The 17,807-nt window shown below is 62.8% G+C and carries 25 protein-coding genes; 6 read left to right on the top strand and 19 right to left on the bottom strand.

What is annotated here, in order from left to right; all coding sequences use genetic code 11:
• The first annotated feature begins 120 nt into the window (after window positions 1-120).
• From OC184_RS05180 to OC184_RS05170, 3 genes are read left to right on the top strand one after another with little or no spacing between them, the layout of a single operon-like run.
• Entirely contained in the window at window positions 121-888 is a 768-nt protein-coding gene (locus OC184_RS05180; RefSeq protein ID WP_265506123.1) for a ParA family protein, read from the top strand.
• Complete coding sequence (locus OC184_RS05175; RefSeq protein WP_265506122.1) at window positions 878-1,579, top strand: hypothetical protein; 702 nt, start codon at window positions 878-880, stop codon at window positions 1,577-1,579. Before OC184_RS05180 ends, OC184_RS05175 begins: the two co-directional genes overlap by 11 nt.
• On the top strand, window positions 1,576-1,983 hold the full coding sequence (locus OC184_RS05170; RefSeq protein ID WP_265506121.1) for a hypothetical protein: 408 nt from the start codon (window positions 1,576-1,578) through the stop codon (window positions 1,981-1,983). The genes OC184_RS05175 and OC184_RS05170 overlap by 4 nt, the downstream gene beginning before the upstream one ends.
• Window positions 1,984-2,329: 346 nt before the next feature.
• On the opposite strand, the gene OC184_RS05165 is transcribed toward OC184_RS05170, so the two are convergent.
• The 14 genes from OC184_RS05165 to OC184_RS05105 form a co-directional block, all read right to left on the bottom strand.
• Window positions 2,330-2,497, bottom strand: coding sequence for a hypothetical protein (locus tag OC184_RS05165; protein ID WP_265506120.1), 168 nt, complete (start codon window positions 2,495-2,497; stop codon window positions 2,330-2,332).
• Window positions 2,494-2,673 carry a hypothetical protein gene (locus tag OC184_RS05160; protein WP_265506119.1) on the bottom strand — a complete coding sequence of 60 codons (180 nt, stop codon included), beginning with the start codon at window positions 2,671-2,673 and terminating at the stop codon, window positions 2,494-2,496. Before OC184_RS05160 ends, OC184_RS05165 begins: the two co-directional genes overlap by 4 nt.
• Window positions 2,670-3,557: an ArdC family protein gene (locus OC184_RS05155; RefSeq protein ID WP_265506118.1), complete on the bottom strand. Its 888-nt coding sequence runs from the start codon at window positions 3,555-3,557 to the stop codon at window positions 2,670-2,672. The genes OC184_RS05160 and OC184_RS05155 overlap by 4 nt, the downstream gene beginning before the upstream one ends.
• A 765-nt stretch (window positions 3,558-4,322) precedes the next feature.
• Window positions 4,323-4,490, bottom strand: coding sequence for a hypothetical protein (locus OC184_RS05150; protein ID WP_265506117.1), 168 nt, complete (start codon window positions 4,488-4,490; stop codon window positions 4,323-4,325).
• 377 nt (window positions 4,491-4,867) lie between these two features.
• Entirely contained in the window at window positions 4,868-5,059 is a 192-nt protein-coding gene (locus tag OC184_RS05145; protein WP_265506116.1) for a hypothetical protein, read from the bottom strand.
• Window positions 5,060-5,122: 63 nt separating this feature from the next.
• Window positions 5,123-6,472, bottom strand: coding sequence for a class I SAM-dependent methyltransferase (locus OC184_RS05140; protein ID WP_265506115.1), 1,350 nt, complete (start codon window positions 6,470-6,472; stop codon window positions 5,123-5,125).
• A gap of 7 nt (window positions 6,473-6,479) precedes the next feature.
• Window positions 6,480-6,644: a hypothetical protein gene (locus tag OC184_RS05135; RefSeq protein WP_265506114.1), complete on the bottom strand. Its 165-nt coding sequence runs from the start codon at window positions 6,642-6,644 to the stop codon at window positions 6,480-6,482.
• Complete coding sequence (locus tag OC184_RS05130; RefSeq protein WP_265506113.1) at window positions 6,641-7,114, bottom strand: hypothetical protein; 474 nt, start codon at window positions 7,112-7,114, stop codon at window positions 6,641-6,643. The genes OC184_RS05135 and OC184_RS05130 overlap by 4 nt, the downstream gene beginning before the upstream one ends.
• 10 nt (window positions 7,115-7,124) lie before the next feature.
• A complete protein-coding gene (locus OC184_RS05125; protein ID WP_265506112.1) occupies window positions 7,125-7,382 on the bottom strand; it encodes a hypothetical protein in 258 nt (85 codons plus the stop codon).
• A gap of 680 nt (window positions 7,383-8,062) precedes the next feature.
• Window positions 8,063-9,475, bottom strand: a complete 1,413-nt coding sequence (locus OC184_RS05120; RefSeq protein ID WP_265506111.1) for a multicopper oxidase family protein — start codon at window positions 9,473-9,475, stop codon at window positions 8,063-8,065.
• Between the two features lie 192 nt (window positions 9,476-9,667).
• A complete protein-coding gene (locus OC184_RS05115) occupies window positions 9,668-10,054 on the bottom strand; it encodes a rhodanese-like domain-containing protein (RefSeq protein ID WP_201722141.1) in 387 nt (128 codons plus the stop codon).
• Window positions 10,055-10,068: 14 nt separating this feature from the next.
• Window positions 10,069-10,980, bottom strand: a complete 912-nt coding sequence (locus OC184_RS05110; RefSeq protein WP_067921155.1) for an MBL fold metallo-hydrolase — start codon at window positions 10,978-10,980, stop codon at window positions 10,069-10,071.
• A 2-nt stretch (window positions 10,981-10,982) separates the two neighbouring features.
• Entirely contained in the window at window positions 10,983-11,282 is a 300-nt protein-coding gene (locus OC184_RS20405; protein ID WP_322630180.1) for a DUF6691 family protein, read from the bottom strand.
• The gene (locus OC184_RS05105; RefSeq protein WP_265506110.1) at window positions 11,215-11,559 is read right to left on the bottom strand and encodes an ArsR/SmtB family transcription factor; all 345 of its coding nucleotides are present in this window, start codon (window positions 11,557-11,559) and stop codon (window positions 11,215-11,217) included. Before OC184_RS05105 ends, OC184_RS20405 begins: the two co-directional genes overlap by 68 nt.
• 272 nt (window positions 11,560-11,831) lie before the next feature.
• On the opposite strand from OC184_RS05105, the gene OC184_RS05100 reads away from it, so the two are divergent.
• Genes OC184_RS05100 through OC184_RS05090 form a run of 3 tightly spaced genes read left to right on the top strand, consistent with a single transcriptional unit; the run spans window position 11,832 to window position 14,218 of the window.
• Window positions 11,832-12,470, top strand: coding sequence for a cation transporter (locus tag OC184_RS05100; protein WP_265506109.1), 639 nt, complete (start codon window positions 11,832-11,834; stop codon window positions 12,468-12,470).
• On the top strand, window positions 12,467-12,967 hold the full coding sequence (gene lspA, locus OC184_RS05095; RefSeq protein ID WP_265506108.1) for a signal peptidase II: 501 nt from the start codon (window positions 12,467-12,469) through the stop codon (window positions 12,965-12,967). The genes OC184_RS05100 and lspA overlap by 4 nt, the downstream gene beginning before the upstream one ends.
• Window positions 12,968-12,970: 3 nt before the next feature.
• Window positions 12,971-14,218 carry a cytochrome P450 gene (locus OC184_RS05090; RefSeq protein ID WP_067921147.1) on the top strand — a complete coding sequence of 416 codons (1,248 nt, stop codon included), beginning with the start codon at window positions 12,971-12,973 and terminating at the stop codon, window positions 14,216-14,218.
• Here OC184_RS05090 and OC184_RS05085 read toward each other — a convergent pair.
• From OC184_RS05085 to OC184_RS05065, 5 genes are all read right to left on the bottom strand, one after another.
• Window positions 14,202-14,861 (bottom strand): cation diffusion facilitator family transporter, encoded by a 660-nt coding sequence (locus OC184_RS05085; RefSeq protein WP_265506107.1) that lies wholly within the window; start codon window positions 14,859-14,861, stop codon window positions 14,202-14,204. The two genes, OC184_RS05090 and OC184_RS05085, sit on opposite strands and share 17 nt — an antisense overlap.
• A gap of 111 nt (window positions 14,862-14,972) precedes the next feature.
• On the bottom strand, window positions 14,973-15,587 hold the full coding sequence (locus OC184_RS05080; RefSeq protein ID WP_265506106.1) for a class I SAM-dependent methyltransferase: 615 nt from the start codon (window positions 15,585-15,587) through the stop codon (window positions 14,973-14,975).
• Window positions 15,588-15,591: 4 nt separating this feature from the next.
• Complete coding sequence (locus tag OC184_RS05075; RefSeq protein ID WP_369796074.1) at window positions 15,592-16,293, bottom strand: cytochrome c biogenesis CcdA family protein; 702 nt, start codon at window positions 16,291-16,293, stop codon at window positions 15,592-15,594.
• A 115-nt stretch (window positions 16,294-16,408) separates the two neighbouring features.
• Entirely contained in the window at window positions 16,409-16,816 is a 408-nt protein-coding gene (locus tag OC184_RS05070; protein ID WP_312528960.1) for a TlpA disulfide reductase family protein, read from the bottom strand.
• 110 nt (window positions 16,817-16,926) lie between these two features.
• Window positions 16,927-17,505, bottom strand: a complete 579-nt coding sequence (locus OC184_RS05065) for a DsbE family thiol:disulfide interchange protein (RefSeq protein WP_236737094.1) — start codon at window positions 17,503-17,505, stop codon at window positions 16,927-16,929.
• Window positions 17,506-17,807: the final 302 nt, after the last annotated feature.

Genomic DNA, 17,807 nt, shown 5'->3' with positions numbered 1-17,807 from the left:
ATGTGTTGACATGACGCTCTTCCATGACAGCATCGGTGTCATAAAGGCCGGGCATTTCACCTGCCGATGTAGTTTAAGACATTCCCGAGACGGGCTGGAACAGAGGACGGAGAAGACGACATGGCAATTGTGCTTGGGATCATGAGCAGCAAAGGTGGGGCGGGAAAATCGACCATCACGAAGCTTCTCGCGTCCGCTTTCGCCTTTACCGAGAACAGGTGCCTCATCATCGACCTCGATCCCAACAAGGACATTGTCAATTGGTGGTCAACAGCGACGCAAACAGGCTATGTCGACGACAATATCCTTGTCAGGCCGGCAACCAATGGCAACGACCTGTTCGATCTGGTTGACCGACACGAGAGTGACGTCAGTTTCATCCTGATAGACACCAAAGGCGAGGCCAGTTCCTGGGCTGTCGATCTCGCAAGTGTGTCAGACGTTCTTATCGTCCCCTGCATGAATGCCAAGGGTGACCGTGAACGCACCCAGGAGACGATAGATTGGCATGAGGACCTGAAGTCCCGCGCTGAAAACCCGGAAAGGATCCCGCCGCTTCATGTCGTGCTGTCTAGGGTGAAGCCCAATCTTCTGACCCATGTCCGCGGCACATCCAAGCCAAAGGATCTGGCAAGCCGCGAGTTCGAGCGCCATTACGAGATCATCGACCAGTTCAATCCTCTGGCCACAATGGTCGCGGAGAAGTCCCAATATCGGGAAATGGATGAGATGGGTCCCTTGGGCGTCATTCTCCAGAGGTATCGGGCAAGTGGTGACCCCAACGAGAAGCTCAAGGCCCATCACTTCGAGGTCGCCCTGGCGCACGCCATCACTCTCGTGAACAACATCTTCGACCAGAGAAAGATGGAAGCATCTGATGCCGCGTGATCGGATCAAGACAACCCGGGAGGATGCCACCGGCTTCGAGGGCGAGGCGAAAAGAGCTCGGGAAAAGTCGACCCTCAAGCCGCTCGACGAGACTGCCCTAGCCAATTTTGTTCAACGCAAGCATTTGACCGAGGCTGCTCATGAGCAGCCGGTCACTCCACCCGATCCGCCGAGGTCCACGGGTGATCATGCGGACAGTGACGCTGCCGGGGGCGCCGAGGATACACACCGCCTGGATGGACAGCCTGCTGCTGATGTAGCAGCGGCGCCTTCAGGACAACGGAATACCGAACTCGGCGGCGATCTTGCTGAACTGGTGGTGCCGCCTCGCGCCAGGTCCGGTGAAACACTGCATCTCACTCTTCGCCTGCGCGTCCTGAACCGGCATGTTGAAGCAATGAACACGCTGGCCGCGCAAGGCATCAAACCGGACGTGGTGCTGCGCCAGGCTTACGGTTGCCTTCCTCCGATCCGGTTTGAGCCTCATTATGTCCCCCGCGTGGCTGAACCAAGCGGCCCGGTCGCCTGGAACCATCGGGTGACCGTCACCGTCGTGAAAGCGACCCTTCAGGCCATCGAGGCCCAGGTTCGCGATGGCGCAAGCGCGCCGCGGTCTCACCTCCTGCTCGGCCAGATCGAACGGGCTTGGTTCGCCTGTGTGGATGACACAATCATGGAGCTTTCGACATGAAGCACATGGCTCTTGCCGCTGCCTTCTGTGTGGCTGCGGTCCCTGCATCCGCTTGGGAGGAAGAAACCGATTTCCGGGGTCTTCAAATCTACACCGCCTCCGGTAACGGGATTTCCGCCACCGCCGTCTGTGATCCCGATGGCGCGTTCATTCCTCCAACGAACCACCTGAGCGTCACGCTCGACGGTGAACCGCTGGATGGGGACTATCTCATCAAGTCCTCGACAGAGACGCATCAAGGCAAGATGGTTTCCGGCTCCGCGGTCAGTCGCGATGGCGAAGACTGGAAGGGCCTCGTCGGCGTTCTAAGCAGCGGGTCGCAGATCGAGCTGACGGCCAACGGCAAGACCTTCCGGTTGGACACAGGCTCCGCGTTTCCGGTGGCTTGTGGTGCAGACGCCTGAACTCCTTTGAGGCAGGCAACCCTGCGGCCATGGATGGCAGGAGGCCGGAATTGTCCACCCGGGGCAGACTATTGCCACGGGCTTGCAGCCTACGAACGGAACGTGCCCCCGAAGAGCGAAGGGACGAGAGGAGGCTGTGGTCAATTCCGGCGTGGTCGGGGCTACGCTTGCCGCCACGCTCCAATGGCATCGTGTGACGGCGCTGCCGTCTCCGCCTTGCCGCATTCGCGGCTCCCGCGCGGATAGCGCAGGGCCAGGCGGGGCGGGGCCGGCTCGACGGCTCCGCCCCGCCTGGCCAACCAGATCGACAAGGAAAAGCCCCCGCTGCTGCTGCGGGGGCTGGGTGTCAGATCGCGCGGATAAGCCGCTCCCCGCGCGTGAGGTGCATTTCATAGATCAGAACCTCGATGCCGAGGCGGGCGGCGCGGCGTTGGCCGCGCCGCTCCGCTTCTGCCAAGGTCGCGCAGATGATGGGCAGGTCGTCGGGGTCGTCGCGGATTTCGTAGGTGGTCATAGCATGACCCCCGGCTTGAGGTTTCCGGCCTTGTCCAGCCAGCCGCGCGCCTCCGCGCAATCCATGCAGATGCAGGTGCCGGTTCCCTCGACCACAACCGGCGCGACATAAACCCAAGGGTTGCTCCTGCCGCATTTGCGGCAGGACATGTCGGGCAGGGGGTGGGGGCCGCTCACGCGGCCGCCCTTTCTTCCTCGACCTGCTGGCCCTTCATCAGCCATTCGGCGGCCTTCTGCGCCTCGCTGGCGGCTTTGAAGATCAGCCGCTTGTCGTCCTTCAACGCGCGCAGCCAGCTTTGGACATAGGCGCCGGACTGGTCAAAATCGGGGGTCAGGCCAAGCCGGGCGCAGGTCATGCAGTTGCCGATTTCCGCAATCAGTTCCTCGAACGCATAAGCCTTGCGGGCATTGAAGCGGGAAAAGCGGTCAAGGCGGCTCTTGTGTCCGGTCCAGTGCGTCGCCTCGTGGGCAAGCGTGGCATAGTAGCCTGCGGCGCTGTGGAACGTCGCAATCGGCGGCATGTGGATGAAGTCCTCGCCGGGGTTGTAGTAGGCTTGCGGCTCGTCGCTGGTGCGAATGTCCGCGCCGGTCGCCGCGAAAAAGGCGTCAAGGGCGGGGTCGGCCTCGGTGCCAAGGTCGCGGGCAGGCTCGGCGGGGGTGCCGTAGTATTCGGCGGGCAGGCCGTCGATCTGCTCGGCGTTAAAGACACGGTAGGCTTTCAGGTAGGGCAGGCGGCGTTCCTCGCCCGTCTCCGCGTCCTCGCGCTCGAAGGTGCCGTATTTGACAACGGTTGACGATTTCTCGCCCTTGCGGACCTGTCCGCCTGCCTCCTGCGCCTGCTTGTAGGTGAACCAGCGGGCGGCGCGGTAACCTTTGGCGTCGGCGGCAAGCCACAACATCAGGACGTTGATGCCGGAATAGGGCTCGCCGTTGCTCCGCAGCGGGAAGGGTGCGCCGCCCTTGTCGCCGGTCCACGGCTTGCGCCATGCCGGGGTGCCCGCTTTGAGGCTGGCAATGATGCTGTCGGTGACATGGGCGTAGAGGTCAAACTTGTCAGCCATTTGTGGCTCTCCTTGAGCGACGGGGCGGCCGGGTCTTCTGCCCGTTCCGCCGATGGGCGAGCCTTCCTGTTCTGCTATCTCGAAAGGCCCATGCCTTTCGGAAAGCAGAGCGGGGAGGGCGCAGCCCTGCCCGTGGCCCCGGCCGAGACTGTCACGGGGTCGGGAAGGCGGGGTGGTGCGGCCCGCAGCCCGGCAACGGGCGAGGACACGGCCCGCCTGGACGACGACGCCCAAAGGGCGGCGCTTGCCCCTTGACCGGCTCGGGCGGGGATGCGTGGCGGACAGGAAAACAAAAAGGCTGCGGACGGGGGTGAGCGGGCAAAAGCCCGTCGATCCCCCGGAACGGCAAAAAGATCATCCTGGCCCGCGCCGCGCGCGGGTCTCTCCCGTGTCTTCTTCCTGCCGCAGCAGTCAGACGGGAAGGCAGCTATCTCCGGGCTTCACCGGCAGCCTGCAACTGCCCGCCCGGTTGACCACAGGCTGACACTCGATCCCTGTGGTCTCGCTTACAGCCTGCTTCGGCCTCCCGCCTCCACTCCCAAGGTCGTTCCGGCACAAGGCTGGACAACCGGGCTCATGGCCCGCGTCAGCGGTCCCGCCCGCAGAGACGAGATGGGCCGGGCAGGGCGACCAGGACCGGCGGGCGAGGGACTGGCTCGGGACGAGACAGGCATCCGCCCGCCGCAGCCGAGAGCATCGCCCTGACCAGCTCGGGTGGAGGCCGCCTGCGGCCGGAACCGGGGACGCGACCCGAAGGGGGACGCCCTACTTGATGACTTTTCGCATGGAAGGCGAGAGGCGGGCCAATCCGACGACTTCGTAGGCTTTGGTTTGAGGATTGAGGACCATGAGGCAGTTGCCCCGCAGTTCCAACTGAATGGTGCCTTCCGGATCACTCAAGCTGTCAAATTGCGACAGCATCAACTCGATCATGTCTCGGGTGACTTCAGCCCTGCAATCGGTTGCTGACTCTCGTGCCGCAAACATCGAACCCCGTCCCTCTGTAAGTTAAACGTATGTTAACCATCCAGTATGACAAAGCTATGCGGGTAGCTAAAAAGACAGTCGAAAAGGACAGTTTTCAGATTTCGATTGACAACCTTACCAGAGCGTCAAGTGCTAACTGGCCGGGATGATTCAGGTTTTCATGAGTTGCGGCTCAGCTTCGACCGTCGCCACCAGCAGCAGGCGGGGTAGAAAAATGGCCCCGCGCAAGCGGGGCCTTAAGTTACTCCGTCGCTAGATGGAGCATTGCGGTCCTTAGCACTTTTCGAGTGTCGGCACTACGGTCTTCTGGTGAAGGATCTGGCTCAGCAGTCCGGCAGGGCAGGGCCGGGATAGGGGTTCGCGGGTCCGTAGCGCACGCCGTCCTGCTCGAAGCAGCCATTGAAGCCGCACAGCCAGGCGCGGTGCAATTCACTACGCGCGACAAGGCGGCGCAGCCAACGCGGCATGACGCGGCCGGAATGTCCCGCCAGATAGACGCGCAGATAAAGGTTCATGGGATGATCCGTGCAAAGGGACAGGCCAGGGGCAGGCGCATCGCCTGCCCCTGGCGTTATCAGTCACGCCTTGGGCTTGTGATAGACGCAATAGCCGGTCGGAACATTGGTGCCGGAGCTGGCGAAGCTGCCAACGGGCAGATCGGTCCAGCGGCCTATGGTCGTGCCGTGGTCATAGTGGGCCGTCGCGGGCAGGATGCAGACCAGGACGCCGCCCGGCCGAAGAAACTTCACCGCATGATCGAGGTGCAGCTTGTAGTGCCGGCCATAGAAGGGCGGGTTCATCACGACTGCATCAAAGCGCGGATCGGGCGCGACCTGCAGGAAATTGGCGGTCATGACGGAATGGCCCTTGGCGCGGGCCTGCTCGGCGCGGGCTGCGTCATACTCGATGCCGGTCACGATGACAGGGGCGCGGCCACGCCGGTCCTCGGGGTTGTCGTTCCACGCTGCAAGCTCGTCCATGATCCGGCCGTCACCGCAGGATGGTTCAAGGATCTGTTCCCCGCCTGACAGGTGCAGGGCGCTGACAATCTCCTGCGCCACGCGGCGGGGCGTGGGGTAGAATTGCAGGTCGCGGGCAACCTCCGTGCTTGGCCGCTTGGCCTCAGCCTCGGTCGGCGCGTCGGGCAGAACCTCGCCATAGAACTCGGCCAGGGCGCGGTTTATGTCGCGCCGTCCATCCTCGTTGAAAATCAGATGAACGTTGCCGTTCTTGAAGGCGCGGATGAAGCCCGCGCAGCAATCGGCCTCGCCGTGCCGCTCGGCCTCCTTCATCATGTCGGCAAACTCGCGGTATTCATAGCGCGGCTGGCCGCGATAGACGCGCAGGGCGTTCAAGGTGTCCTTCAGCCGCTCCTGGCCCCATCCGTTCCAGCCGGTCGCGCTGCCGATGATGATGCGCTTGGGCAGGCCCTCGACGCCGATCTTCACCTTGGAATGGCTCTTATAGGCGGGGTCCAGGTCGCAAAAGCACTCGGCTAGACCCTTGAGGACGTGAAACCGGGGGTCCAGCAGGTAATCCCCGAACACTTCCGCAAGATTGGGCAGGGTGAAGGGCAGGGGGTTGGTCAGCTTCAGGTCAAGCTGCTTGCGGTCCTTGGCACTGGCAATGCGCTCGATCTGCAATCCCTCATAGACATGCTTCCAGGCCGAACGCAGCAGGGCAAGGCGCACATCGCGTTCATAAAGGCTCGGGCTGCGAGAAAAAACCTGCCCGCCATAGGCCCCGCCGATGCTGGCCGCGACGTTGACCGCTGCCTCGGCCCTTTCAAACGCGGCCATGACTTCGGGAATGGCCGCGGCCTTCTCGTCATACTCCGCCACAATCTCGGACAGGCTGCGGCGCATGGCGGGCGCGGCGTGTTCCTGCGTCTCTCCGATCTTCGGAAACTCGGTGTTGTGATAGGTCATGTCGTCGTCATCCTTGACCAAGGAAACGCTCGAAGGCGGTCCGGCCGTTGTCGGTTACTTCCCAAACCTCATGGCCGTGGCGGTGCGCGAAGCGCCAAGCCAGGGCTTCGGTGTCATGGGCGCGGGGAAGGGCGCAGGGATGCGCCCTTGTCTCGATGATCCGCCATGTCATGCGGTCGCCTCCTGCCGGGCGGCGAAGGCATCGAGCATGAGATAAAGCGTCTCAAGGGTGGGCGCGTCGCCATAGATCACGTCGCGGCCAACGAGGGTCGGGTCGGTCTCGCATTTGACGCGGACGCGCCTGTCATGATCGAGATAGGCGTTGACGGTGAAGCGGCTTTCGCCCGCACCAGTGTCATAGAAATAGACGTGCCACTTGAGAAGCTGGTCGGGGTTGTCGTCGGCTTCGGCCATCAACTCCTGCGCGGCCAGGGTCTGAACCTCGAAGGATCGGGCGCAATCGCGGATGAAGCCGTTGCTCCTCAGACCCTTGAAGTCGGCGCTGTCGCGGATGCCGAACACGTTGCCAGGGCAACGCTCGGCCACAAGGCGGGCCAGGATCTGTGCGCTGCGGGCGCTGCCGGTCGCGGCGACATAGGGCGCCGGGTGCATGTCGATCTGGACCACGGAAAAATAGGTCATCGCCGCCTCCTTACTGGCTCAAGGCGGCATAGGTGCCGCGATCTTCGTAGCGGATGATGGGTTCGCCGGTCTGCGACAGGCCGCCCCAGCAGGGACCGACAAAGCCCGCGATCTTGGGCTGGCCCTGCAATTCGGGCCGCAGGCGGGTGCGGGTCTCGGTCCCGGTGATCTCGGTCCCCATGTTCTCGACCCATGCGGCAAGGTCATCGGTCACGACGCGGCTCATGCCGCTGTCGTCGGTCATGGTGACAATCTCGAAAAGCGCCATGTGTGGCTCTCCTTTGGCGACGGGGCGGCCGGGTCTTCTGCCCGTTCCGCCGATGGGCGAGCCTTCCTGATCTGCTGTCTCGAAAGGCCCATGCCTTTCGGAAAGCAGAGCGGGGAGGGCGCAGCCCTGCCCGTGGCCCCGGCCGAGACTGTCACGGGGTCGGGAAGGCGGGGTGGTGCGGCCCGCAGCCCGGCAACGGGCGAGGACACGGCCCGCCTGGACGACGACGCCCAACGGGCGGCGCTTGCCCCTTGACCGGCTCGGGCGGGGATGCGTGGCGGACAGGAAAACAAAAAGGCTGCGGACGGGGGTGAGCGGGCGATAGCCCGTCGATCCCCCGGAACGGCAAATGGATCATCTCGGCTCGCGCCGCGCGCGGGCCTCTCCCGTGTCTTCTTCTTGAGGGTGAAGCTTTCCAGCCTGCCGCCGCTCTACAGGCGGGCCTCGCATGGCGGCGAGCTGGACGCGCCTGTCACGCGACGCAAAGAGCCCTTTTTGACGAATGCTGCCGAGCGACTGAACGGCCGCTTCGGCGGACCCGCAGCTTAGCGAGGTGTTCTCCGTTCGGGTCTAGACATACTCCGTAATGCGTTTCAACAAGGCGACACCGGCACCTGATAGAACGCCGCAAGAAGACGTAAGCTCTTGACGACGCCCGGTGTCGAGCGGGTGGGGTCCTGTTATGTGACCGTAAACTGCCCCATCATGCCCGCATCCTCGTGTTCGAGGATGTGGCAGTGATACATGAATGGTGTCTCTTCCGAAGCCAGCTTGTCGAACCTCAGCAAGATTTCGGTCGGACCCTGCACACGGACAACATCTTTCCAACCGATCTGCGCCGAGTCGACCGGCCGCCCGTTCTGACTCACGACCCGAAAGGAAGTCCCGTGAACGTGGAAGGTGTGCCGCATCATCATGTCGGCATTAATGCGCCAAAGCTCGGTTTCGCCTGCGCGGACGGTCTCATCAATGCGATCCATGACGTAAGGTGCACCGTTGATCCCCATCGTCTGGCCGCCGCCACCCATCATGCCGCCGCGCATCATGCCCCCGGTGTGCATGTTGAGGGTGAAATTGCGCCTGCGGACCGGATCGCCGAGTGCGGGCGCATCCGAAGGCAGCGAGGTGGGCAGGCGGGTGGGGCCGGCGGGCGCAGCTTCGCCTACATCAAACGACATGATCTCGAGCGGCGCACCACTGTTTCCATCCATCCCCATCATGCCGCGGTCGCCCATCATGCCTCTATCGCCCATCATCATGGAGCCGCCCCTGTCACCCATCATGCCCCCGTTCATCACGCCATTCATCCCGATGTCGCGCGAGACAAGAGAAACAGGTGACCGGTCCGAGAATTCGACCACGATCTCGGCCCGTTCGGCACCGTCGAGTTGCAGGCTGGCCATGGCAAGAGGGCGGGCCAGAAGGCCGCCGTCACTCGCGACCTGGTGGAATTGCCTGCCGTCGGTGAAACGGAAATCATACGCGCGCGCATTCGACGCGTTCAGGATACGCAGGCGTACCAGACCCGCCGGAACTGTAAGCTTGGGACGGATCACACCGTTGACGAGGATCTGGTCCCCCTGGAACCCATGCATCCGATCCATCATGCCAAGACTATAGGTCATGCGGCCTGACCGATCGAAGCGTCGATCCTGCACGATGAGTGGAAAATCGTTCACGCCATAGTCGTGCGGCAGTGGATCGTCGATCTCGGGGTCGTCGATGACAATCATGCCCGCCAACCCGCGATATACCTGCGGGCCTGTTCGCCCGTGAACATGGCTGTGATAAAACAGCGTTGCCGCCGGGTGATCGACCGGTAATTCCGGCGCCCAGGTCTCGCCCGGGCCGAAAGCAAGTTGCGGCCCACCGTCGAGATAGCCCGGCACGTGCATGCCGTGCCAGTGAGCAGTGATCGGTTCATCGAGACGGTTCATGACACTTATGTTTGCGGTGCGCCCGCGCCGGAACCGCAGCAGCGGTCCGAGGTAATCCTGGGAGTAGCCCCAGGTCTCCGACGTCGCGCCTCCGGTGAACTCGCGTGTTCCGCGTATCGCATCGAGTGTGTTGCCTGCGCCGGGGCCGATCTCCATAACCTCCGGTATCGGCAAAGGCGCGCCGGGTTCGGCGGCCCATGCCCGGCTGATATTAAGTGCTGGGGTTGCGAGGGAGGCTGCGGCTAGGCTAAGGAACTTTCGGCGTCTCACAGTGATACTCCGTCATTGGAAGGGTTGCATCGTCCCAACCGAGGCCGAGCAAATATCGCGATAGCGCTCGCACCGGTGTTAGGCCCGAAGCGGGAGACCCGCGTCTTTCCAGCCCGCCAGACCCCCTTCGATTACAGCGGTGTCATAGCCCATCTGGCGCAGGCTGTCGGCGGCAAGGGCCGCGCGTGCGCCGGACGCACAGAGAACGTGAACACGGCCCGTGCCATCGCGTTTCGCGGCCAAAGCCTCGTTCGCCTTGCCGGTCTCGGGATCGGCCTGTGCTTCGACCAACCCGCGCGGGATGTGGATCGCGCCTTCGATTGCGCCGTCGCTCTTCAGCTCTGCCGTTTCACGCACGTCGAGGATGACATCTCCCTGCGCCATCGCTCTGTGCGCGTCAGCGGGAGCGATTCCATCGACGCGCGATCTTGCGTCCGCGACGAGGTCTTTCATGGACTTGTTCACGATCCTTTCTCCTTTCAGAACTTGTTGACGGGCATTTTCAGGTAGTGCGCACCGTTGCTTTCGGCTTCGGGCAATTGCCCCGCACGCAGGTTGACCTGAAGTGCTGCGAGCATCCGGTCCGGCAGGTCCAGTGTGGCATCCCGATCCTCGCGGGTCTGGATGTAGTCGGCCTTGTCGGTGCCGTCCTTGACATGGACATTCTTGGCTTTGTGGGTGGCAACTGAGGCTTCCCATTCCGGCCTGTCGCGATCCTCGGACCCATAGTCATGACCGACGAAAAGCCGCGTATCCTTGGGCAGAGACAGGATCACCTGGATCGAGTTCCACAAATCCTCGGTGGTGCCACCGGGAAAATCGGCACGGGACGTGCCGCTGTCGGGCTGCATCAGCGTGTCGTGCACGAAGGCCGCATCGCCGCAGACATAGGTGATCGACCCAAGCGTATGCCCCGGGGACAGCATCACCCGAACGTCCAGATCGCCGATGCGGAAGGTATCCCCGTCCGCGAACAGGCGGTCGAAGTCGCGGTGGGGGTCGAAGGCGTCCGGCGTGTTGTAGTAGTCGCGCCAGAGTTCGGCGATGTCGCGGACCTTTTCACCGATGGCGTTTGCAGCACCGGTCCGTTTCTTGAGGTGCGACGACGCCATCATATGATCGGCGTGGGGATGCGTATCGAGTACCCATTCCACCGTCAGGCCGTGCTTCTCCACAAGGCCCAGCACCTGCTCCATGCTGCGCGTATCGGTCGCGAAACGCGCCGGATCGAAGTTCAGCACCACGTCGATCAGTGCGGCCTTCTTCGTCGCGGGATCGGCGCAGATATATTGGATCGACCCGGTGTCGGGCTCGTAGATGCCCCAGACATCGGGGCTGTTCGGCCCAGTCGATGCGGATTGGCGGACGATGGGCTCGTTCAGTTCGGCCACATTTACGCTCCTTTGCTTGCGAATGAGGAAGATGATTTGGCGAAACCGGCGAGGACGATCCCGACCAGCATGGCGGGCAGGAAAATGAGGATGCCTGACGATCCAATCAACAGCGATGTCCAAGCGGGTCCCGGACAGAAGCCGCCTAGGCCCCAGCCCATGCCGAAGATGGCCGCGCCGGTCAGAAGCGGCGCGTCTATGGCGGTGCTGTCCGGCAGATCAAACTGCGACCTTTTACGCCTCACGATAATTGTCACACGCCTCAACACCCACTGCGACCACGTCGAGAAGTGCGTCCACATCGCTCAGAAGAACCGTGATGCGCGGGCTGCTGATACGGTAGCGGATGAAACGCCCATCGCGATCGCTGGCGACAAGCCCGCACTCCAGCAGGCACCTCAGATGGTTGGAGACGTTGGGTTGCGATAGTTCCGTCCGCTCGACGAGCTCGTGAACGGCCAATGGCTCGTTGCAAAGTGCACCGAGGATGGCCAGGCGGCTCGGGTCCGCGAAGCCGCGGAACAGCTTCGCCCGTCGCTCGATGGTTGCGCTCTTGCGGTCATCGACCAATTGCGCCATATCACTCCTCGCTGATATGTTGTTCTTCGATTCATCCTAGCAGGAATAGCGCGACCATGGCCAACACCGAAAATGCCGGATCGACGGCAGATGTCCCGCCCGTCCGTTACCGGGTTTCCGGTATGGATTGCGCCAAGGATGCCGCGCAGATCGAGCGGGCGGCACAGGCAGCCGGGGTCGCGCCCGGCGATGTGAAAGTGTCGGCCGCGACGCACATCATGACACTGACTGCACCCGAAGTGCGCCTGCCGGACATCGAAAAGGCAGTCGCGGTGACCGGCTATGGCTTCGACCGGATCGAGGGCGATGAAGACATTCCGCCGAATCCTGCCCATCAGGACCCGGCCTACCGCCGTGCCCTCTGGATCGTCGTGATCCTGAACGTGGGATACGGGGTCCTCGAAATGATCGGCGGTTTCATTTCCGGATCGCAGGCCGTGAAGGCCGATGCGCTCGATTTCATCGGCGATGGCGCGATCACCTTCCTCGGCCTGCTGGCCATCGGCTGGAGCCTCGCTTGGCGGGCACGGTCGGCTCTGATCCAGGGCATCTTCCTCGGGCTCCTCGGTCTTGGCGTCCTCGGCACGACCATCGTCCGGGTCTTCGAACAGACGACGCCGGATGCAGGTCTCATGGGCCTGCTCGGTATGATCGCCCTTGTCGTGAACGTCGTCTCCGTTCTGCCGCTGCTGCCGTTCCGCAAGGGCGACGCGAACATGCGGGCTGTCTGGCTGTTCTCGCGCAACGACGCTATCGGCAATGCGGCGGTCGTCATCGCCGCCGGTCTCGTGGCGTGGCTGGGCAGCGCGTGGCCCGACCTTATCGTTGCCTTCGGTATCGCCGGGCTATTCCTGCACTCGTCTTGGGCAATCATCCGCGATGCGCGGGCCGATCTGAAGGCAGCGGCATGAACAGCCGCGTTCTGGGCGGGCTCTGCGCGATCGCGGCGTTCGGCCTCGATCAGGGTACCAAGGCGCTTGCGCTGAACACACCGGCGCTTGAGCGCGGCGTCGAGGTTCTACCCTTTCTCAATCTCGTGCGGGTTCTGAACGATGGAGTCAGCTTCGGTATGCTGGGCGGGATCGTGCCTTGGTGGGGTCTCATCGCGCTTGCTGGCGTGATCGTGGCATGGCTGCTGATCTGGTTGTGGCGCGCGCCGGACAGGCTGACGGCTGCCGCTCTCGGTCTGATCATCGGCGGCGCGCTCGGCAATGTCCTCGACCGGCTGCGTTATCAGGCCGTCCCGGATTTTCTGGATTTCCATTACGGAACATACCACTGGCCGTCCTTCAATCTTGCGGATGTGGCGATTTTCTGCGGTGCGGCCCTGCTGTTCTGGGACAGCTTCCGCTCTGCGACGGACAAGCCTGGTCAGGGTCAACGCAAGGAAAACACAACGGGGGTGTAACCCATGTTCGGCATACCATCTGCGAAAGGCTTTGACAGCACACTTGCCCTGCTGCGCAACCCATATGGGTTCATTTCGGAGACCTGCCGCGCACTCGACACAGACCTGTTCGAAACCCGCATCCTCCTTCAAGAGACGATCTGCATGACCGGCGCGGCGGCGGCAGAAGCCTTCTATCGGGAAGACCGGCTGATCCGCGCAGGCTCGATGCCAGGCCGCATACAGAAGTCCCTGCTGGGAGAAGGCGGCGTTCAGGGATTGGACGGCGCTGCCCACCAGCACCGCAAGAAGATGTTCATGTCACTCATGGGGACCGAGCGGATCGCCGCGCTTAAGGGCACGTCGCTTCACATGTTGGACAACTATGCGCCGGACTGGGAGGCGAGGAACGAGGTCGTCCTCTATGACGAAGTGCGCGAAATGCTCACAAGAGCTGCCTGCGCCTGGGCCGGGGTGCCGCTTAATGAAGCTGAGGTGGCGACCCGAACGGCGCAGCTTACAGCGCTTTTTCAGGACGCCGGGGCCCTTGGCCCCAAACACTGGCGCGCGCGTCTGGCGCGCCACCGCCTGGAAAAATGGGCAGCACGGCTAATCCAACAGGTCCGCGATGGTGAGCTTCAGCCGACGCAGGAAAGTGCCCTTCATATCATCGCGACATGGCGCGATCTCGATGGGGAGTTGTTGACCCCCAGGGTGGCCGCCGTAGAGCTGTTGAATGTCCTGCGCCCGACCGTCGCGGTATCCGTGTTCATAGTTCAGGCGGCGCATGCTTTACATCGGCATCCCGAGTGGCGGCAAAAGCTGAAGGACGACGAGGGACAGCTCGAACCTTTCGTGCAAGAGGTCCGCCGTCTGTATCCGTTCTTTCCCGCGGTTGCGGCACGGGTGAAGAGCGATTTCGAGTGGCGCGGATATCGCTTTCCCAAAGGGTACAGGGTTCTGCTCGACCTCTACGGCACGAATACCGACGCTCGTTCGTGGGACGCGCCGCAAGAGTTCCGGCCCGAGCGGTTTCACGATCGGGAGGTCACTCCCTACGAGTTCATTCCGCAGGGCGGTGGCGATCACCACAGGAACCACCGTTGTCCGGGCGAGTGGATCGCGATCAGCCAGATGAAGGCGTTTTGCAGTTTCTTCGTGAACGCCATCGACTACGAAGTGCCGGATCAGGATCTGGATCTGGAAACCGGAGAACTGCCGCCCATGCCCAAATCTCGGTTCATCATGCGTAACGTCAGGCCTCGGCAGTAGCTTCGCCCTCGTCCGGATCGACCGACCGCGCACCCTTCGTGGCCTCGAACGCCTCCCATGCAACGTAGGGCACGATCAGAAGCGCCGCCACCGGGTCGGCCCACCACCAGCCCATCCATTGCGTCAGACCGATCCCGGCCAACACCACGATCGTCTGATACTGGCAGATCATGGTGTCCTTGGCATCGTACTTCAGGGCGGGCGCATCGAGCCGCTTGCCGTAGCGATACTTGCCCCAGGCGAGGAACGGGTTGGCCACGAGCGAAGCACCCAGAATCGCGATACCCCACCAGTTGAAGCCCGGCGCCTTCTGCGAAATGAAGGCGGAGACCGCCTCGTAGAGGATCGCCGCGACGACGATCCAGAAGGCACAGGCAACCACGTAGAGCGCGACCTTCTTGCGGTGCAGGACCGTGCGCTTGTCGGCACCGTCCACCTCACTCTTCAAGCGCCAGATCAGAGTCGCAGCCGAGGTGGCCTCGACCGTACTGTCGAGGCCCCAACTCACCAGCGCTGCGCTGCCGGTCAGAAGTCCCACGGTGACGGATACGACGACCTCGATGATGTTGTAGACGAGGCTGGCGATCTCGACCCGGATGCCGCGCGTCAGATTGGCCTGCCGGTTATCTTGATGACTGCTCATAACACCTCATCACCGCAAAATTTTCGGCGAAAGTTCGAGGCGAGAATTGGCTACCTTGCCATCAGTTGCGCCACGGATCGAAAGCCGAGATTGTCCTGTTTCCAAGCTTCCTCAGTAGAGGCGAGCTTGTCCCTCATACATGAAAACCAAGGGCTTCGGACCTGTCGCGTAACCGGTGTTGAGCCGCTCCATGCGGAAGCCGCTTGTCTCGATCAAGTCGGCCGTCGGGCGGTCAAGATGGCAGTTCCCGGCGCAGTGTTTCCAGACAGGCGTCAGCCAGCGTTGCCAGCGCCGGATACGGGGTCCGGGCGCCAGGCCATGCTCGACGAAGCGGAAGACGCCATCCGGCTTGAGAACGCGCCGGATCTCGGCGAGAGCCTTCTCCGGTTCCGAAACGCTGCAGAGTGTCCAGGTGGCGACGACGCAATCGACGCTGCGATCTTCGAGCGGCAATGCTTCGGCCACGCCCTCGATCATCTCGGCCGCGGGCATCAGGCCATGGGAGGTTTGCGCGGCCCGAGAGAGGAGTTCGGGCGACGGGTCAACACCGATGATCTGACGCACGGCCTCGGGGTAGAGCGCAAGGTTCAGGCCCGAGCCGATCCCGATCTCCAGCACACGTCCATGCAGCCCGGAGGCGGCGCGGCGCCGGTAGGGAAGAAGTTGATCCTGGCCCATCGCCAGATGCGTCAGCCGAGGGAGGATATGTTTCTCGTACAGTCGCATCTGTTCACCCGATCCGCGCAAGGACAGGGAAGGTGTCCAGCAGCCAGTAGGCCAGTGCGCTCAACCGCCCGGTCATCATCGCCAAACCCATCAGGATCATGACGCCGCCCGCAGCCTGATGCAGGCGGCGACCCCAACGACCGATGCCGCGCAGCCTGCCGGCAATACTGTCGGTGAACCCCGCGACGACTAGAAACGGGATCCCAAGGCCGGCCGAGTAGAAGGCAAGCAATGCGACGCCCTCGCCAATCGTCGCGCTTGTCGCGCTGGCGGTTAGGATGGCGCCGAGGATCGGCCCGATGCACGGTGTCCAGCCGAAACCGAAGGCGAGTCCGAGCACGTAGGAGGCGACCGGTTGCCCGCCCGGCAGGTCGAGATGAAAACGCAGGTCGCGCTCCATGGCCGACAGGCGCGCTGCCCCGATCATGAACAGACCGAACAGGATCACGATCGCGCCGCCGACGAGGTTGAGTTCGTAGCGCCACTGCAGCAGCGCCTGACCGAGCGCGGTGGCAGAGGCCCCAAGCGCGATAAATATCGTGGAGAAGCCAAGGACGAAACAGAAGCTGAGCCAGACGGCCCGCCCCTTCGAAGGCGCTGCACTGCCGGTGACCGTACGTCCGGCAACGTAGGATACGTAGCCGGGCACGAGCGGCAGCACGCAGGGCGACAGAAAGGAAACGGCACCGGCCAGCAATGCCGCCATTAGTCCAAGAGCGGAAAGTTCAATCAAATCCACATCTCCAAACTGATCGGTAGACCGCCACCACGTGTGCGCACGGAGCGGAACGGCTGGCGCGGTCGTCGTGCTTTTCCATGTCCTATTGCTTACGTTCGTCAATAAGAGCGCTTATCTGCGCAACGGCTTCGGGGCTGTTCCATTCGGCCGGGCCTGCGAGGCGCCCGCGCTCGCGCCCAATGCGGTCGATCAGAATCGTTGTCGGCAGGCCCACCACGGCCAAGGCCAGCATCGCGCGCGTATCCTCCGCGATATAGAGATCGAGGTTGCGAATGCCGGTCTCTCGGTAGAAGCGGCGCACAGGTTCGAGACCGGCCCGATCGATCGACAGCGGCAGAACATGAAAATCCGATCCGCCGAGGCGCGCTTGCAGCGCGTCGAGCGTCGGCATCTCCTCGCGACAAGGCGGGCACCAGGTCGCCCAAATGTTCAGAAGCACGACACGTCCCTCGAAGTCCGCCAGCGTCAGATTCCGTCCATCTCCATCCACGAAAGGCGGCGACAGGAGATCACGCGGAGTCCCGTGATTAGGGATCGGTGGTCGGGCGGAGGCAGGGCTTGCCGCAAGCGCCAAGACTCCGGCAAGGACGTCACGTCGCCTCACGGGTCGCTCTCAGCCTGCAACCGGCGCACGACCGGCAGAATGTCCTCCTCAAGCGAGGCCTGATCAAAGGGGCCGACATGCTTGTATGCAATGCGCCCCTCGGCGTCGATTATGTATGTTTCCGGCACTCCATAGACGCCCCAGTCTATCGCAACGCGGCCTGATCGGTCCGCGCCGATGCGGGTGAAGGGATCGCCGAGCTCTTCGAGGAAACCCAGCGCCTCCTCGGCATTGTCCTTGTAGTTGATACCGTAGATCGGAACGGTGCCCGCTTCGGCAAGATCGACGAGAAGCGGGTTCTCCGTGCGGCAGGGGACGCACCACGACGCCCAGACGTTGACGAGAGAAACCTGGTCTAGCAGGTTCGCCGAGGCTAGGCCGTCCTGCCGCCCTTCGATGGGCGGGAGCGCGAATTCCGGGATTGGTCTTCCGATCAGCGTCGAGGGCAACCGGTCGTCGTTGTTCCAGAGGCCCCAGTAGAAGACTACGCCCAGCAACCCAAACAGAAGAATAGGCAAAATCATGAGCGGCCGTCCGCTCCGGCGCCGCTGTTCTTGGTTATCCTTCGAACTCATAGCCTGCCATCAATGCTTGGAAGGAATAAGGTATCAGCAACCGCTGATATGAAGCAAACCGTCGCCGATCACAATGCCGAACGATGGGGGAGGCTTGGCCGCGGCTTCGCAGACCCGAGCCATACTTACTGTCTAGATTCTTAAGAAATCAGCGAAAGGTCGGTATCTGAAGAGGCCGTTGAATTCAGACCTCTGAACGGCCCCTTCGTCCCGCAAAGCTGTCACCCAACTGCCCGCGTCAGCGGTCCCACCCGAAGGGACGAGATGGGCAGGGCAGGGCGACCAGGACCGGCGGGCGAGGG

This window comes from Paracoccus rhizosphaerae, from assembly GCF_026162645.1.
In the GTDB taxonomy this organism is placed as follows: Bacteria; Pseudomonadota; Alphaproteobacteria; order Rhodobacterales; family Rhodobacteraceae; genus Paracoccus; species Paracoccus rhizosphaerae.
Note: the sequence above shows the minus strand (reverse complement) of the source record. Positions and strands in the feature narration are given on the sequence as shown.

Bases quoted from the DNA above. Each gene is read 5' to 3' on its own strand.
- OC184_RS05105 (WP_265506110.1), bottom strand. From the start codon at position 11,559: ATGGCGCAATTGGTCGATGACCGCAAGAGCGCAACCATCGAGCGACGG.
- OC184_RS05080 (WP_265506106.1), bottom strand. From the start codon at position 15,587: ATGCGACTGTACGAGAAACATATCCTCCCTCGGCTGACGCATCTGGCG.
- OC184_RS05075 (WP_369796074.1), bottom strand. From the start codon at position 16,293: ATGGCGGCATTGCTGGCCGGTGCCGTTTCCTTTCTGTCGCCCTGCGTG.
- OC184_RS05145 (WP_265506116.1), bottom strand. From the start codon at position 5,059: ATGAACCTTTATCTGCGCGTCTATCTGGCGGGACATTCCGGCCGCGTC.
- OC184_RS05090 (WP_067921147.1), top strand. From the start codon at position 12,971: ATGTTCGGCATACCATCTGCGAAAGGCTTTGACAGCACACTTGCCCTG.
- lspA (WP_265506108.1), top strand. From the start codon at position 12,467: ATGAACAGCCGCGTTCTGGGCGGGCTCTGCGCGATCGCGGCGTTCGGC.
- OC184_RS05155 (WP_265506118.1), bottom strand. From the start codon at position 3,557: ATGGCTGACAAGTTTGACCTCTACGCCCATGTCACCGACAGCATCATT.
- OC184_RS05065 (WP_236737094.1), bottom strand. From the start codon at position 17,505: ATGAGTTCGAAGGATAACCAAGAACAGCGGCGCCGGAGCGGACGGCCG.
- OC184_RS05175 (WP_265506122.1), top strand. From the start codon at position 878: ATGCCGCGTGATCGGATCAAGACAACCCGGGAGGATGCCACCGGCTTC.
- OC184_RS05085 (WP_265506107.1), bottom strand. From the start codon at position 14,861: ATGAGCAGTCATCAAGATAACCGGCAGGCCAATCTGACGCGCGGCATC.
- OC184_RS05120 (WP_265506111.1), bottom strand. From the start codon at position 9,475: ATGGAGATCGGCCCCGGCGCAGGCAACACACTCGATGCGATACGCGGA.
- OC184_RS05150 (WP_265506117.1), bottom strand. From the start codon at position 4,490: ATGATCGAGTTGATGCTGTCGCAATTTGACAGCTTGAGTGATCCGGAA.
- OC184_RS05125 (WP_265506112.1), bottom strand. From the start codon at position 7,382: ATGGCGCTTTTCGAGATTGTCACCATGACCGACGACAGCGGCATGAGC.
- OC184_RS05140 (WP_265506115.1), bottom strand. From the start codon at position 6,472: ATGACCTATCACAACACCGAGTTTCCGAAGATCGGAGAGACGCAGGAA.
- OC184_RS05165 (WP_265506120.1), bottom strand. From the start codon at position 2,497: ATGACCACCTACGAAATCCGCGACGACCCCGACGACCTGCCCATCATC.
- OC184_RS05170 (WP_265506121.1), top strand. From the start codon at position 1,576: ATGAAGCACATGGCTCTTGCCGCTGCCTTCTGTGTGGCTGCGGTCCCT.
- OC184_RS05180 (WP_265506123.1), top strand. From the start codon at position 121: ATGGCAATTGTGCTTGGGATCATGAGCAGCAAAGGTGGGGCGGGAAAA.
- OC184_RS05130 (WP_265506113.1), bottom strand. From the start codon at position 7,114: ATGACCTATTTTTCCGTGGTCCAGATCGACATGCACCCGGCGCCCTAT.
- OC184_RS20405 (WP_322630180.1), bottom strand. From the start codon at position 11,282: ATGTGGACGCACTTCTCGACGTGGTCGCAGTGGGTGTTGAGGCGTGTG.
- OC184_RS05135 (WP_265506114.1), bottom strand. From the start codon at position 6,644: ATGACATGGCGGATCATCGAGACAAGGGCGCATCCCTGCGCCCTTCCC.